Below are 14,917 nucleotides of genomic sequence, written 5' to 3'. Positions count from 1 at the left end.
TGGTACCGTACTTAAAATTAAAAAAGCCAAGCATCACTTGGCTTTTTCTTTAGCTAGTACTCATTGCATACTGAGTTCCTGAATTGAAGTCCTCTAACCGTAGCGATGATTGTTCTGGCTCTTCGACAAAGACAAAGATTTCACCGTCTTTCTTGAGGACCTTCACGCCCATTTGCGATAGCTCTAGTGCTAATTGGAATGGGTTGACGTGATAAAAGTGTTCTACATAACTCCATAGTACATAGTTCGTCAGTATTTCCTGCTCACCAAATAACCCTTCTAATGCATATTGCAAAAAGATGTGCGCATCGATCATTGTCTCGCCCGAGTTGTTGGATATCGTGACGATGGCAATTTCATTTAGAGCATCCAGTACTTTCGAAACTTCGTCTTCAAGGTCTGGGTAGGTATCTTTGTTCCCTCTACGGACATTACGTTGAAAGGAGTGAGATTCGTCATTCTTGAACCCAAACGCATGACTTGCTTTGTATGAGAGGCGATACACTGTTGAAACAGAGGCTTCAAACTCTTTTAGCTTATTGAGTACCATCTGGTCGTCTGCTGGTACTTTGGTTGCCGCCAGTGCTTTTGCTTGTTGAACCCGCTGATAGACCTCTTCTCCTGCAGGTAAAATATCGAGACAAGAGGCTTGCTTTTCTGAGCTTGCTTTCCAAGCGCCAAATCGAATGACATCGTCAAGTTTAAACTTAGATAAATCCTCATCGGTCTCTATTTCTAACGTTTCATACCAGTGTTCACGCCACATTTGCATTTCCTTCATGCGGTATGCTTTGCTGTACCTTAAATGGCAGTATATGTGGTACGAAAAACCAGTCAGAGCAAAAAACCAAGGTAGCCCTAGATATTGATAGTAATGAGATGAGTCACTAAAAATAAGACCGTAGATTAGTAACCCGACAGAGGCAAATAGCGCTAGGATAAAGCAGATAAAATTAACGAGGAAAAACATATGTTGGTAATCGTTTTTATCATAAGTTTCTGCTTTAAAAGCAATCCAAGCCGCTACGACCATTCCAAAAATGCCTGCAGTAACCAGCTGAATGCAGATCGCGAATGTAACTCCCCAAAAAGACATGTTTTTCCTCATGCACTCAAAAATAAGCACAAATTGTTGCATATGTAGTTTTAAAAGGTGACCACCCTATAGTTAGGTGACGACGCGCTTCATAGTTTCATTGCTCTATGTATTGCTGTGTAGTTCTAAAGTGTTGAACTTGATGGATTCTTTATCCATCTAAAGGGTGATTAAAGGGATAGGTTTCACTTTGAACGTTTTATTATTCGCACCAACTGTGACGTAAGCAGCAGTTTCACTTTCTTAAATATTTGTTACATATGGTCTTGTTGCGCTCTTTTCTCTCATTCTTATTGAGAAAAGGCGTATTAGCTCGATTAAGCATGGGTTATGATGAGTTTAATAAAGTATTTATAAAACAGATACTTAGTGGTTCATGTTTTCATGTCTAGTTATCTCTATGGTGTTAAAGTGCTTTTAAACACACGTTTAACCCTTAACAAGGGATGAGCTACGCCTTGTTTTTCCCCCTAGCAGAAACACAAAAGGGGTGAGGGCGACGCGTCAATAGTTCTTATAATTTCGGCTATTGGATTCGCTCACGACGAATTTGAGTAACAATGGGTGAGCGAACGCGACGAGGAGAGAAACATGAGTGGCTTACAGGAAACACTATCAACAGGTGCAAATGTTATCTTGCACGCTTTTGATTGGAAGTATGCTGACATTGCCCAACGCGCATCGGAAATCAGCGAGCTAGGTTATGGCTCGGTGTTGGTTTCTCCACCGATGAAAAGCGCGCAAGACGAACGCTGGTGGCAGCGTTACCAACCTCAAGATTATCGGGTTATCGACAATGCACTCGGTAACACAGTAGATTTCAAAAACATGATTGAAGCACTCAATCATGTAGGCGTACTGGTTTATGCCGATGTCGTTTTTAATCATATGGCGAACGAAGCGCACCTTCGTCCGGATCTACAGTATCCACGTCAAGGCGTGATGGACGACTACCAACAAAATGCGAGCAAGTATCAAGACCTGATTCTATTTGGCGATTTATCTGAGCCGCTATTTGACGAAAATGACTTTGTTGAAGCCTTTGGGATCAAAGATTGGAAAGACAAATGGCAAGTGCAAAACGGTCGAATCACTGGTGGTCCTACCGATCCTGGCTTACCAACTTTGCGTGTATGCAAGCACGTTGTTGAGCAGCAAAAAGCGTATTTAAAGGCGCTTAAGTCAATGGGTGTGAAAGGTTTCCGTATCGATGCTGCGAAGCATATGACCCTAGAGCACCTAAAGCTGGTTTGGACAGAAGAGATCACGCGAGATGTGCATATCTTTGGTGAGATCATCACCGATGGTGGCGCAACAGAAGAAGAGTATGAGCTGTTCTTGGAACCGTATTTGAAAGAGACACGATTGGGTGCATATGACTTTCCGTTGTTCTCAACCATCTTTAAGGCGTTCTCAAAGAAAGGCAGCTTTAAGTCTTTGATCGACCCGTACTGTTTTGGTCAAGCGTTGTCGAACCGTCGAGCCATTACTTTTGCTATCACTCACGATATTCCAAATAACGATGTGTTCTTGGATTTAGTCATGGATGAAGAGAACGAGTGGCTAGCGTATGCCTACATCCTAGGCCGCGATGGAGGTGTACCACTTGTTTACACGGATTTGGATACCAGTGGCATAAAGGGCGCAGATGGTCGACCAAGATGGCGAAATGCGTGGAAAGATACGCGTATGGCGAAGATGGTAGCGTTCCATAACCTAGTGCATGGTGAACCGATGACGGTGCTTGAAGGTAACGACGATATGTTGGTGTTGCAACGTGGTGAAAAGGGCATCTTAGTGCTGAATAAATCTTCACGAGCACAATCACTACAACTTACCTTGAATAAAGCCTTGGTAGACATGATGACAGGCGAAGAGATGCCTTGTACTGAAGAGATTAAAGTGGCAGCAAAATCGGCGATGCTGCTTGTAGAGAAATAATACCCCTTGAAGCGTAAACTGCTTTGGAGTTTGCGCTTCCTTTTCCTTTTTGTCGCTTGGGATTGAGTGCTTAGTCGATGAGCTTCGCGACGATTTTTCCGACCGTTCGTTGCTGACGAATAAAGACTAGAGCTTGAGCGACGTCTTTTAGTTCTACCACTTCCAATTTTGGCACCATAACCTCACCGCGTTCTAACATATGCGAGAATTCCACCCCAGCGTTAACCATTGAAGCAAAGCCTTGTTCACCATGAACATGCCCTGAGCCTAGACTCAACTGATGAAAAGTGAGTCCTTGCAGGAAAGCGCCTGGGTATTCTGTTGCGCGAGTTGTTCTTACTAGTTCAACCATTTCACCTTCAAAACCAAGCACAGAGGCGCATAAGATGTCGTTGTCGCCACCAACGCAATCCAAAGATACTTCCACTCCTAAGTCTTCAGTAATTGACATAATTTGCTCACGTACATTCTCTTGTTTGTAGTCAATTACGTGTGTTGCACCCAACGAACGTACGAACTCATGGTTTGCAGCAGAGCTTGTGGTTATGATGGTTTCTACGCCAAAGAAGCGAGCTAACTGAATAGCAAAACTACCAACACCACCAGAGCCGCCCGCAATAAAGATACTCTTACGGGTAGAAATGTTCAGCTTGTCGACAAGGGCTCGATAAGCCGTCCAACCTGCACATGGAGAAGCGGCTGCGATTTCTGGATCAACATCAGGATGCGTAACCAGCGTGCGCGAGTCCTGAATTGCGTATTCGGCAAAGCCACCGCTCATTCGACGCATGTTGCCATGGTAGAGTACGCGATCGCCCACCTGCCAACCTGATACCTTGTCGCCAATGGCAACGATTTCCCCCGAAACATCGAGACCACCAACGAATGTATCATCTATCCCGTCGACCATCTCGTGCCAAAGGTTTACTTTTGCATCGACAGGATTGAGCCCAACGGCATGAACTTTCACTAGTACATCGAAGCTGCTGTTTATCTCTGGCGTATCGATGTCAGTATAAGTAAAGGTATCTTGATCTTTTTGATAGGTGATTGCTTTCATTCGTTTCCCCAGAGGGTTTGGAACCCAGATTTATGCAGCCCAACAAAGTTAGGATAGTTGGAAATTTCCATGTTGTTCGATGCGTATTCCCACGCACCTTGAAGTCATTTCGACATGTTAGCTATTGCATAAGTGAGCTAAAAATTATCATTTGTTTTAAATGTAATAAATTTCTGTAATCAAAGGTCTCTTAATGAGTGGCACGATTGGCAAGCAAGGTGGCATCTTTTGCCAGTGTGTGGCGTGATTGGATTGCATAAACTGTGTCCATACCAACTACGCTGTGACCAACAGCGAATCAGTCAGAACATTAGAGGACAAGCACATGGCAAATACAGCATTAATTACAGGCGCATCAGGTGGTATCGGTGAAGAATTAGCGCGTATACACGCCGAAAAGGGTGGAGACTTAGTGCTTGTAGCCCGCTCTAAAGACAAGCTAGAGGCACTGGCATCAGAGCTTCGCGACAAACATAAGGTACAAGTTTTTGTCATTGCAGAAGATTTGACTGAAGCTGAATCTGCTTCACGTGTGTTTGAACAAACCGAAGCGCAAGGGTTGCAAATTGATATGCTCATTAACAACGCTGGCTTTGGTGGTCACGGAAAATTCCATGAACGTGATCTCGTGGCGGACCAAGCCATGATGCAACTTAATATGGTGACGTTAACCAATCTGACTCACTTGTACCTGCAAGGCATGGTGGCACGCAATCGCGGTAAGATTTTAAATGTGTCATCAACGGCGTCGTTTATGCCAGGTCCATTGCAAGCGGTGTACTACGCAACTAAGGCTTATGTTACTTCGTTTACCCAAGCGATAGCAGAAGAGCTTAGAGACACCAACGTAACTGCCACAGCTTTGTGTCCGGGTGCGGTAGCGACGGGTTTTGTTGCCGCAGGGGATCTACAAGGAGTGGAAGTCTTCAAAAATGCTAAGTCTCCTCGTTCTGTTGCTGAGTGTGGCTATAGCGCTATGGAACAAGGCAAGTTGGTGGCGTTCAACGAAGGCGGTTTGAAGTTCATCCTTGAGTGGATCGTCCCTTTTCTACCAAGAAAATTGGTGCTAAAAATATCGCGTCAAACTATGGAAAAAAGTGCTTAGGAATCAGATATGATCAAGCGAGCGAGTCAGTTCAGCGTACCTCAGAGTTGGAAAGTGCTGCTTAACGATATGGATATCGACCCGCAATTGGTGCTGGCATACGCCAAGTTACCTGCCGACTCATTCATTCGAGCGTATAGCACTTGGAGGGGAGTCTCCCCTGGGCATTATCGAGAGCAGCGTCATTGAGTACAAAACGAATAGAAAGGAAAAGCGCCGAGCATGTCGGCGCTTTTTTGAATGGTGCTTTTGTCCACACACCTTTCAAGTTCTGTTTTTTTACATAATCAGAGCTATTTCACTAAGTGCTGACCCATTACACCGTCGCCTTTTTCTAAGCGAGATGAAATGTCACCAAACAGATCCGGTAAGTCGGCTTTGATCGTGTAGTTATGACCGTCATTCAACTTATTAAAGTCCACTGAGTACTGTGTGTAGCTGTCATCATACTGATAGCGTACGTTCATCACTTTTTGGTCTAAGTTGTACACCAAACCATAGATGGTCGCGTAGCCGCGCATTTCACCATTCACAGGGCGGTTTGCTGCATCCAATGGGATTTTGTAGGTCACACTGTCGAGTTTCGCAATGCCATTGGTGTAGCTACTTGGCTCTTTAAGCTGATCCTTCATATAGCTGTTCCAGATAAAGCGCTGAGCAGAGTTGATGTTACCCGGAATTGGGAACTCACCATTCACATCACTCTTCGCTTTTGGTTGCGCTTCTTGCCAGTTTTTCAAGTGTTGCGCGTACTCTGGGCTGTTAGTCATCACGTCATATTGTTTGCCATGATGCACTTGCCAAGCACCATTAATGTATTCCAATACGGCAGAATCGCCACTTGCATCTTCTAGTGAGTAATGTCCCTTCATTTCAATGCCATTGTGACTGAACTGTTGTATTTGGATCGAATCTAGGTGCTTCAATGCTTCATCAACGGATGCAAAACTATCGATCAGGTAAGCGACAAAGCGCGAGTTTTCAACTTGTTGTTTTCCCGCTTGTGGCGCGCCAGAGTTCTCTTCATCCAAAAACAATGCATTCGCCGCAAATCCTTTCTCGTTAAAGCCGTCAATAATGCCCACGCCGTAGATACTCACACCGATAGAAGCGTATTTCGATGTCCACGTAAGCGCATCGCCTTTATCGTATCCACGGTAGGTTTGACCTGCGTGGCGAACGTCAATAGTTGGCTGATTGGCTTCCATCCAATCCATGGTACGAGAGACAAATACACCGTGGTCTTGAGTCTTCCAAACCAAACGTGAACACGCATTTGCTGCGGTAGAGATGCTGCCGACTGCCATTGCGACTGATGCTGCTAGAAGTACTTTTTTGCTAAAACCTTTCATTGAATTGCCCTCGTAACGTTTCAATACGAGGTCATTATTACGTGGAATATTCACCATGTAATCTCAGTTATGTTGCAAACTTTGCAACAAAAGAATGTCGGTTGAGCTAAGATAAACGGGTTTATTGTTTGAGGATCTTCTAATGCCCAGAGCCAGTTTTGACCAACTTACTGCATTTGTTGCTGTCGCGGAGCATGGATCGTTTAGCCAAGCCGCAAGGGTAATCGGGAAAGACAGGGCGACGCTGCATCACCAAGTCAGCGATCTCGAAATTGATTGGGATGTGATCTTGTTTGAACGCAAAGGAAGAACACCAGTCTTGACGGAAGTAGGGGCGACGTTAGTTACTCAAGCCAAGCACATCCTTTACCAAATGCAGTCTTTAGAACTTTCTTGTGATAGCTACTCTCAAGGGGATGTTCCGGAAATAACGATTTGTCACGACATGTCGGTGCCGTGTGATGCCATCGCAGACATCGACCTGTCTCTGCGCAAGCAATACAAAAATACGGCGATTCATTGGTTACATCGCAGCCGAGATGAAGCGCTAGACATGCTTATGGCGAAACACGCGGATTTTGCGGTGGTACTTAACAGTGGTAAAGCGTTCCCAACTGAAGGGATGTCTTTTATAAACTTGGGCTATCCGAGGTTTACCTTCTATGCGCATCGGAAAAGCTCGATAGCGCAGAACCCCGTTGTGACTCTGCAGGACCTCGCATCACATCACCAATACATTGCAGAGAATTTCAGTACCAGTGCACTTGGCAATCAACAGGTGATGTCACCAAATATCTCCCGAATCAGCAACATTGATGTGTTGATGCGACTATTGAAAAATGATGGCTTTGCCTTGCTTCCTCATCATTTAGTGCAAGCTCATGATGAAAAGAGCGAATTTGTCCCTTTAAACATAGACTTTATGGCGAACGAAGGTCGTGCAGGTTATGTATTATTAAAGCGAGGCAATACGTTAAGCCCTGTGCATCAAAAGCTGGTGGCGTTGGTGACCGAATGGTTTGATAAGCAGGTTTAAAAACTGCTTAGCATTTATCGCAAGAAGAACCGTTTTGGTTGCAATCTGTCATGCGACCTTGTTTATCGAATGAGAAGCTACAACATTCCTCAAACAGCTTTTTCAATTCTCCCCGTCCTTTTTGAACACGTGATTTGAGAGTCGAGTAGCTGATGCCTTGCTGTTCTGCGAGCTTCTTTTGGCTCATACCTTCAAGCTCAATAGAAGAGAGCAGTTGCGATTGCTCTTCTGGTAGCGCCTGCACAAACGGTGCAATGCACTTTGACAACTCTTGTTTAAGACTCGCTGCTTGTTCTTCAAACCACAGATCTTCAGCGATGAGGTCATTATCACGCTGGTTTCGTGCACGTTTGCGGTAGAAATCGATGATGGCGTTATTAGCGATTTGGAATAGCCATGACTTGATGCTCGATACATCACGAATATCCCCAAGATTCTGATAAGTCTTAAGCAAGATTTCTTGTTTGAGGTCGTCTACATCATCTTCATTACTGACTTTAGAGCGCAAGAAGGCGTGAATAGCGTGTTCGTATTCGCTCCAAATCGATTCAAGGTTAGCAGTTTTCATTGATACAACACTCGTCACGCAGGAAGCCAATAACCGTATCTAAACATTCATACTCAGCAACACAATACAAAGTACGACCTTCACGACGCTGACTGATTAAGCCAGCTGAGGCAAGGCTCGAAATGTGATGAGAAAGAGTAGAAGCTGGAATGCCAAGTTTATCTTGTACGCCACCAACTGCGATACCTTCATAGCCCGCTTTAACCACCTCTTTATAGATACATAGACGGGTAGGGTGTCCTAGCTCTTTGAGCGCTTTTGCTACAGCTTCGAGTTCCATACTGACCTCTTGGAATGACTGACGATAAATACATTTCGATGATAGTGAAAGTGTAGATGAATAGCAAACAAGAAAATTTCAATATCTAATTTATTGATTAGTAAGGGTTAAATTTATATTTCGATATTTATCGAAATATAATGGTTGACGCATCGATTTTTAATTCTATAATTCGAGAAAAATAGAAATGAAGAATTCAGCTTCATTAGGAAATTTACAGTTACTGATGTGACATCAGTAGGAGATAAAATATGAATCCAGAAATCATGACAATGGCCAAAGAAGCGCTTGATATGTTTGCGTTTCTTGCAACCGAACTAATCATTCTATTCCTAGCAATTAGCTATATCGTGGGTGTGTTGCAAGACTTTCTAACACCAGAAAAAATTCAGTCTATCCTGAGCTCTAAAAAGGGTAAGGGCTACTTTATTGCAGCGTTGCTAGGCTCGATTACGCCTTTCTGTTCATGTTCAACGATTCCTTTCTTAAAAGGATTGTTGCGTGCAAGGGCGGGTTTTGGACCAATGATGGTGTTCCTATTTGCAAGTCCACTGCTTAACCCAGTGATCATTGGCTTGTTTGTGGTGACCTTTGGTTGGAAAGTGGCAGTATTCTACTTTGCTATTGCGATGACAGTATCAGTAGTAGCAGGTTATGTACTTGAAAAACTTGGGTTTGAGCGCTACGTAAAACCAGAAGCATACGAAGCAGTAGGTTCTTCTTCATGCGGTACTTCTTGCGGTGACTCAAGCAAGAAAAAAGAAGAAGCGAAACCAGCATCTAGCTGTGGTACCAGCGCTTGTGGTGAACCAGCTCCAGTTGTGGCGAAAACATCTTGTTGTGGTGATGCGCCAAAAGCTGAACCTAAAGTGGAAGTATCTTGCTGTTCATCAGACGGTACTGCAACAGCGACGATTGTCGAAGAGAAGCAACCAAGCCGTTGGGTTCGTATTTGGCACTCAACTTGGAAAGACTTTAAACAAGTGTTCCCTTACCTAATGATGGGGATTGCGATTGGTTCATTCATTTATGGTTTCATCCCAACGGATCTGATTGCAGAATACGCAGGTGAAGCGAAGTGGTACGCGATTCCGGTAGCAGCAATCATTGGTATTCCATTGTACATCCGTGCAGAGGCAGTGATTCCACTAAGTGCGGCGTTAGTACAAAAAGGTATGGCATTGGGCTCAGTTATGGCATTGATCATTGGTAGCGCTGGCGCAAGTCTTACAGAAGTGATTTTGTTGAAATCTATCTTTAAGAACCAAATGATTGCAGCTTTCCTATTTGTCATCCTAAGTATGGCAATGGGCGCGGGTTACTTATACAGCTTTATCTTTGCTTAATAAAAGTTAGACGGGATAAGCACGATTACTTAAAAACAAAAATCCCCAAGTCATTCAGACTTGGGGATTTTTTATGTTTACCGGATGCGCCTGTCAGGGATAAGGAAACAAAAAGAGCCCATTTAAATACAGCGAAATGGGCTCTTTGTTTTCGGAAGAATGTTCATAGTCGAGGCTTAATTACTATAAGACAATGACTACGGGTTCTTCTGATTCTTCGATTGGCTCTCGCGTAGGATGTGAATATTCCGAGTTTTGAGTAAAGTCATCAGGACTGTTGCCATTTAAAGCGGCACACTCTTCGTCGGTAAGCCATCCAATAAACTCCGAATCTTGATCGAAGCACACTTCTTTGGGCGTAAACGCCGCAGACTGAAATGATAAAAGCATCAAAAGTGACGCAAAAAAGAGTTTTGACATGATTAAATATTCAACCAATTGTTTATTAATAGACGGATAATTATAATTATTGTGATGTTCGTTCACATTTTTCCGGCTGAAATGATATTGATTGGTTATTTTATTGTCAATGTAACTGAATAAATATTTGCGATAACTATCAATAACTTTTATCGTTCGCCAAGTACTTCGAACTCGTCATAGGTCAGACGAGAAAGACCGTCAGCTTGGATCTCCCATAGTTCTTTATGCACCACACCAAACGCTTTGTTCATCGTCCAATCGGACGTCAGAATGTAACCTTGTTCGCTATCTTGTTCCCATTTCGTGTTGGTGTAGTCCACGCTGTTAAAACCTTGGTCCATGATGTTTTGCCAGAATGCTTGAATTGCTTCACGACCTTCAAATGTACCAAAAGGTTTGGCAACCATGATTGCATCTTCGGCGTATTGTGCTGCGCATCCTGCAGCGTCCTGATTATTAAAAGCGATTTGCCATGCTGAAATGCCTGCTTGAGCGCGTTCTAAAACTGATTGAGTCATCCTGAAATTCCTGTGTTTGGTGTTTGTTTATGTGGCAATCATAGAGGTAGAATTGAATCAGAAAAACAAACGAATAAGAACGGAATGTTCTGCTAAATAGAACAATGAGGAAAAGTGATGAATAAGCTGCGTTTGATGTCTCTATTCGTTCACATTGTAGAGTGTGGCTCGATCTCCAAAGCCGCAGAGAAGTTAGAACTTTCTAAATCTGTACTGAGCTCTGCACTCAAACAACTTGAGGGGGAGTTGGATACGTGTTTACTTAAACGCACGACCAGAAAGCAAACGTTGACACCCTCTGGTGAGCACTTTTATCAGCAGTGCGCGCAAATGACGAAGCAAGCGGAAGAGGCGTGGCTAGAAGCAGCAGAGTTGAAGCAAACCCCAGTGGGAGTGATCACAGTGACGGCTCCCAACGCATTAATGCGCTCGATCGTATTACCTGCCTTAACGGCTGCTTTTGCCGATTACCCCGATGTGCATTTAAATTTGATCAGTGATGATAAACATGTCGATATCATTCAGCAGAATATTGACCTTGCAATCCGAGTTGGAGCGTCTGGTGATTCAAACATTAAACAGCGGAAAATTGGGCAGTTTTGTGACGTATTGTGCCGCGCGAGAGGGGAGCAATCTGACATTGAAGATGCTTCTTATATCGCTCAACATTGGCAGGTCGAACCCATTGTTCATACGTTCTTTTTGGAGAAACAAGACCACCAAGTTCAATACCCAGTGAAGCATCGAGCGAACAGCGTGTTTGATGTGGTGAGTCTTTTAGAGATGGGATTGGGCTTTGGGGTTGTTCCTGATTTTATTCTGGACTCGAATCCACTCCTTGAACCAGTACCTAATGCACAAGCCTCAAAAGTGAATCCAATTTACGTATTACATCCTTATCATGCGCATGTGCCGATGTCTGTGACATTAGCGATTCAAGCAATTGAAGAACGTATTGAGCAAGTGATTACATGCAGAAGCTAAGAGTTTGACTCCATCAAAATTGAGAATGTAACGAGCATTAATCCGCTGCATTTTTATTTGGGATCAATCTTCATCATTATTTCACCCCACGTTCAAAATCCCTCGGCTACACTGTTTGATGAGTTGTCAGTTGGCAGACCAAGGAGGCAGCCATGATTGCAGTTCATCGAGAGTATTGTTTATCGAATAGCTCAGATTTACACGCCCATGTTGAAGTCAATCCCGTCGGCAAATTGGAAGTCGAAATTGTCGAACTTCAAGAGCACCATACTACCGAGTTTGATGATCTTTCTTTTGAAAGCAGCGGTGCTCAAACTCGTATTTGTGGTAAAGAAGATATGGTCCCATGGCAGTTTAATCTTGCTAAGACCGATGCGTTAGAGCTTTCCCATTTAGTGGATGAAGCGAATGAAGAGTACGAGATCTTAATGAGTGATCTTATGTAACGCGGTTGTTTTTGGGGCAATAAAAAACCTCCCTGTGGGAGGTTTTCGCGTTTATTGAGCGTCTTCTTTCGGAAGGTGAAGTTCTTGAACATTTTCTTCGTTGAAGTCGTCCGCGTACCCTTTTGGTGGTGGAGTCCAACCACGTTCGGAACGCGAAAGCTTATCGTGACGATCCTTCTGCATTTCCTCTGCCATTTTTTCTTCTAGATGAATAAACAGCTGACGGAAGTTATTGTCGTAACGTTCGCCTTCCGAATCATCTGCCCACGCTTCATAAAGCATGTCGGACTTACGATCTTCTACTCGTTTGTAAGTCGCTTTTTGTTGCTCAACGAAGAACGGATGAATCCCTAAAGACTTCATCACATGACCGCCCATTTCTAAAGCGGAGTGGTATGTTTCTGATTCAATGATGTCAGCACCCGCCTGTCGAAGCAGATAACCGTGACCACGGTCGAAAGCGCGCGCGATCACTTTCACTTTCGGATAGGTGTGCTTAACGTATTTGACCAATTCAACACTCGCTTCTTGGTTATCTATGGCAACCACAAGTGCTGCTGCGTGCTCAATGCCTGCTGTGTGCAACATATCTGGGCGCATAGCATCACCAAAGTAAGCGCGTGTGCCGATTTGGCGCATGTTATCTACTTGGCTTGCTTGGTGGTCTAATACGACCGTTTGAACACCGTTAGAAACCAACAAGCGATTGATGATCTGACCAAAACGACCGATGCCCGCAATGATGACTGTGCCTTGTTCTTCAATGGTGTCACTTTCACGCTCATTCGATTCACTCTCGAAGCGAGGAAGGATAACCTTGTCGAATAAGATAAATAAGCCGGGCGTTAGGAACATAGAGATCGCAACGACTAACGCCAGTGTTTGCGAAAGTTCGAACGGGATGACGTGGTTTTGAACTGAGAAGCTCAGCAATACGAAGCCAAATTCCCCCGCTTGCGCCAAGCTCAAGGTAAATAACCAACGGTTGCTGCCTTTGATACGGAAGATAAAAGCAAGGATAAAGAGAATCGCCGCTTTCAGGACCATTACGCCAAGCGTCAAGCCGATGATCAAACCAAAGTCGCTGAACAGCACAGAGAAGTCGATGCCAGCACCGACGGTAATGAAAAACAGACCAAGCAAGAGCCCTTTGAATGGCTCAATGTTTGATTCTAACTCGTGGCGGAATTCACTGTTCGCCAATACTACGCCTGCTAGGAAAGTACCTAGAGCAGGGGAGAGACCGACTAAGCTCATTAACGCAGCGATACCGATCACTAGCATCAATGCTGTAGCAGTAAAGATTTCACGTAATCCCGAGCTTGCTACGTAGCGGAACAGTGGACGACTTAAGAAATGCCCACCAACGACTACGATAGCGATGGAAGCCGTAATGACCATGCCGTACGCCCAGCCAGGAAGTCCAGCAACTAAGCTGAGCTCTTCGTGATGCTCCGCCGCAGATTGCGCTGCAGACTGTGCCTGCTCCACAAGTTCAGGGAGTGCCAATAGTGGAATGAACGCCAACATTGGAATAACGGCAATATCTTGGAAAAGCAGTACCGAGAATGCGTTTTGACCCCCTTCGGTTTTGGTTAACCCTTTTTCGCTAAAGGTTTGCAAAACAATCGCCGTGGATGAAAGCGCAAAAATTAAACCGATCGCTAATGCAATCGTCCATGGCTGACCAAAGTAAAGCGCAATCGCCATGATCAGTGCTGCTGTACCACCAACTTGGAGTCCACCTAAGCCCATTAAGCGATTACGCATCGCCCAGAGCATTTTGGGTTCAAGCTCCAAACCAACGAGGAACAGCATCATCACTACGCCAAATTCAGCAAAGTGTTGAATTGTCGTTGTTTCTTCACCAACTAAACCAATGATTGGACCAATAACCACACCGGCGATGAGATACCCAAGCACCGAGCCTAAGCCTAAACGTTTTGCTAAAGGAACGGCTATGACGGCGGCAATAAGGTAAACAAAGGCTTGTAAGAATATCCCTGTCATGACGCTTCCTTAATTAGTTGTGGTAGTGCGCTGTTAAGCTTGATAAGCGAAGCAGCGGCTTCAATGTCTAGCGTGTTGCTAACTAACGCATTGAGCAGTGTTTTGTAGCGTTCAACATGCTGATCGATTCGGTTTTCTTCTTGTGCAGTACGAGAACCAAATAGCGCGAGTGGTGCGATGTAATTCATCCCCGTGAGTGCTGACATTTGCTCGATTGGAGCAAGTAGCTCTCGAATGGTGAAATGGTTATAACCTTCAGCTTTGTACGCTTCCTCTTTACCGCCAGCAGATAACACGCAAAGTAGGGTTTTGCCATGAAGCTCTGTGCCTTCAGAGCCATAAGCAAAGCCATATTCCAACACGAGATCTTGCCACTCTTTTAAAATGGCTGGTGTGGAGTACCAGTACAATGGGAATTGAAAGATCACCACATCGTGGTCACGCAATCGCTGCTGTTCGCGGTCAATGTTGATATTGAAGTGCGGGTATTCTGCGTAGAGATCGACACAGGTCACGCCTTCAACGGTATTAGCTGCTTTAAAAAGAGGAGCATTCACTTCAGAGCGATGCTGGGAAGGATGCGCAAAGAGAATGAGGACTTTTTTATTTATCATGAGGATCCTTGCTAAGCGTCTAAACTATTTTTGCTATAAGAATGAAAGACTTTTAATTGCTGTAACAAACTGTAACTCATAAACCTTATCCTATCTACTTTAGGGATAGAACATCGAAAAGTTTAAAATCACTTTCAA

The 14,917-nt window shown here is 44.2% G+C and carries 16 protein-coding genes; 7 read left to right on the top strand and 9 right to left on the bottom strand.

Annotated elements, in window-relative coordinates; all coding sequences use genetic code 11:
- Positions 1 to 49: 49 nt before the first annotated feature.
- A complete protein-coding gene (locus NL647_RS06350) occupies positions 50 to 1,096 on the bottom strand; it encodes a hypothetical protein (RefSeq protein WP_253649839.1) in 1,047 nt (348 codons plus the stop codon).
- 591 nt (positions 1,097 to 1,687) lie between these two features.
- On the opposite strand from NL647_RS06350, the gene NL647_RS06345 reads away from it, so the two are divergent.
- Positions 1,688 to 3,037, top strand: a complete 1,350-nt coding sequence (locus tag NL647_RS06345) for an alpha-amylase family protein (RefSeq protein WP_005452517.1) — start codon at positions 1,688 to 1,690, stop codon at positions 3,035 to 3,037.
- 70 nt (positions 3,038 to 3,107) lie between these two features.
- Here NL647_RS06345 and NL647_RS06340 read toward each other — a convergent pair whose 3' ends face one another.
- The gene (locus NL647_RS06340) at positions 3,108 to 4,097 is read right to left on the bottom strand and encodes a zinc-binding dehydrogenase (protein WP_017190790.1); all 990 of its coding nucleotides are present in this window, start codon (positions 4,095 to 4,097) and stop codon (positions 3,108 to 3,110) included.
- 325 nt (positions 4,098 to 4,422) lie between these two features.
- Here NL647_RS06340 and NL647_RS06335 point away from each other — a divergent pair, with 325 nt between their 5' ends.
- On the top strand, positions 4,423 to 5,202 hold the full coding sequence (locus NL647_RS06335; protein ID WP_053049281.1) for an SDR family oxidoreductase: 780 nt from the start codon (positions 4,423 to 4,425) through the stop codon (positions 5,200 to 5,202).
- Positions 5,203 to 5,211: 9 nt separating this feature from the next.
- Complete coding sequence (locus tag NL647_RS06330) at positions 5,212 to 5,391, top strand: hypothetical protein (protein ID WP_005452512.1); 180 nt, start codon at positions 5,212 to 5,214, stop codon at positions 5,389 to 5,391.
- Positions 5,392 to 5,495: 104 nt separating this feature from the next.
- On the opposite strand, the gene NL647_RS06325 is transcribed toward NL647_RS06330, so the two are convergent.
- On the bottom strand, positions 5,496 to 6,611 hold the full coding sequence (locus NL647_RS06325) for a linear amide C-N hydrolase (protein ID WP_074051331.1): 1,116 nt from the start codon (positions 6,609 to 6,611) through the stop codon (positions 5,496 to 5,498).
- An 85-nt stretch (positions 6,612 to 6,696) separates the two neighbouring features.
- On the opposite strand from NL647_RS06325, the gene NL647_RS06320 reads away from it, so the two are divergent.
- The gene (locus NL647_RS06320; RefSeq protein ID WP_005452507.1) at positions 6,697 to 7,590 is read left to right on the top strand and encodes a LysR family transcriptional regulator; all 894 of its coding nucleotides are present in this window, start codon (positions 6,697 to 6,699) and stop codon (positions 7,588 to 7,590) included.
- Positions 7,591 to 7,597: 7 nt separating this feature from the next.
- Here the strand turns inward: NL647_RS06320 and sigZ are convergent, their stop codons facing one another.
- Both sigZ and NL647_RS06310 read right to left on the bottom strand, forming a co-directional pair.
- The gene (gene sigZ, locus NL647_RS06315) at positions 7,598 to 8,158 is read right to left on the bottom strand and encodes an RNA polymerase sigma factor SigZ (RefSeq protein WP_253649838.1); all 561 of its coding nucleotides are present in this window, start codon (positions 8,156 to 8,158) and stop codon (positions 7,598 to 7,600) included.
- Positions 8,145 to 8,438 (bottom strand): helix-turn-helix transcriptional regulator, encoded by a 294-nt coding sequence (locus NL647_RS06310; protein ID WP_005433559.1) that lies wholly within the window; start codon positions 8,436 to 8,438, stop codon positions 8,145 to 8,147. Before NL647_RS06310 ends, sigZ begins: the two co-directional genes overlap by 14 nt.
- A 251-nt stretch (positions 8,439 to 8,689) precedes the next feature.
- Here NL647_RS06310 and NL647_RS06305 point away from each other — a divergent pair, with 251 nt between their 5' ends.
- Positions 8,690 to 9,784, top strand: a complete 1,095-nt coding sequence (locus tag NL647_RS06305) for a permease (RefSeq protein ID WP_005452504.1) — start codon at positions 8,690 to 8,692, stop codon at positions 9,782 to 9,784.
- A 183-nt stretch (positions 9,785 to 9,967) separates the two neighbouring features.
- Here NL647_RS06305 and NL647_RS06300 read toward each other — a convergent pair whose 3' ends face one another.
- Both NL647_RS06300 and NL647_RS06295 read right to left on the bottom strand, forming a co-directional pair.
- Positions 9,968 to 10,204 (bottom strand): hypothetical protein, encoded by a 237-nt coding sequence (locus NL647_RS06300; protein WP_253649837.1) that lies wholly within the window; start codon positions 10,202 to 10,204, stop codon positions 9,968 to 9,970.
- 149 nt (positions 10,205 to 10,353) lie between these two features.
- Positions 10,354 to 10,725 carry a nuclear transport factor 2 family protein gene (locus NL647_RS06295; RefSeq protein ID WP_009696409.1) on the bottom strand — a complete coding sequence of 124 codons (372 nt, stop codon included), beginning with the start codon at positions 10,723 to 10,725 and terminating at the stop codon, positions 10,354 to 10,356.
- 117 nt (positions 10,726 to 10,842) lie between these two features.
- On the opposite strand from NL647_RS06295, the gene NL647_RS06290 reads away from it, so the two are divergent.
- Together NL647_RS06290 and NL647_RS06285 are read left to right on the top strand one after the other, a co-directional pair.
- Positions 10,843 to 11,709 carry a LysR family transcriptional regulator gene (locus NL647_RS06290; RefSeq protein WP_253649836.1) on the top strand — a complete coding sequence of 289 codons (867 nt, stop codon included), beginning with the start codon at positions 10,843 to 10,845 and terminating at the stop codon, positions 11,707 to 11,709.
- A 152-nt stretch (positions 11,710 to 11,861) separates the two neighbouring features.
- Positions 11,862 to 12,155 carry a hypothetical protein gene (locus tag NL647_RS06285; RefSeq protein WP_253649835.1) on the top strand — a complete coding sequence of 98 codons (294 nt, stop codon included), beginning with the start codon at positions 11,862 to 11,864 and terminating at the stop codon, positions 12,153 to 12,155.
- Positions 12,156 to 12,206: 51 nt separating this feature from the next.
- Here the strand turns inward: NL647_RS06285 and NL647_RS06280 are convergent, their stop codons facing one another.
- Both NL647_RS06280 and NL647_RS06275 read right to left on the bottom strand, forming a co-directional pair.
- The gene (locus tag NL647_RS06280; RefSeq protein ID WP_005452494.1) at positions 12,207 to 14,165 is read right to left on the bottom strand and encodes a monovalent cation:proton antiporter-2 (CPA2) family protein; all 1,959 of its coding nucleotides are present in this window, start codon (positions 14,163 to 14,165) and stop codon (positions 12,207 to 12,209) included.
- Positions 14,162 to 14,779 carry an NAD(P)H-dependent oxidoreductase gene (locus tag NL647_RS06275; RefSeq protein ID WP_009696407.1) on the bottom strand — a complete coding sequence of 206 codons (618 nt, stop codon included), beginning with the start codon at positions 14,777 to 14,779 and terminating at the stop codon, positions 14,162 to 14,164. The genes NL647_RS06280 and NL647_RS06275 overlap by 4 nt, the downstream gene beginning before the upstream one ends.
- Positions 14,780 to 14,917 lie beyond the last annotated feature (138 nt).

It is taken from the genome of Vibrio sp. Y29_XK_CS5 (assembly GCF_024181835.1).
GTDB lineage: Bacteria > Pseudomonadota > Gammaproteobacteria > Enterobacterales > Vibrionaceae > Vibrio > Vibrio harveyi.
This window is presented reverse-complemented; position numbering and strand designations above follow the sequence as displayed.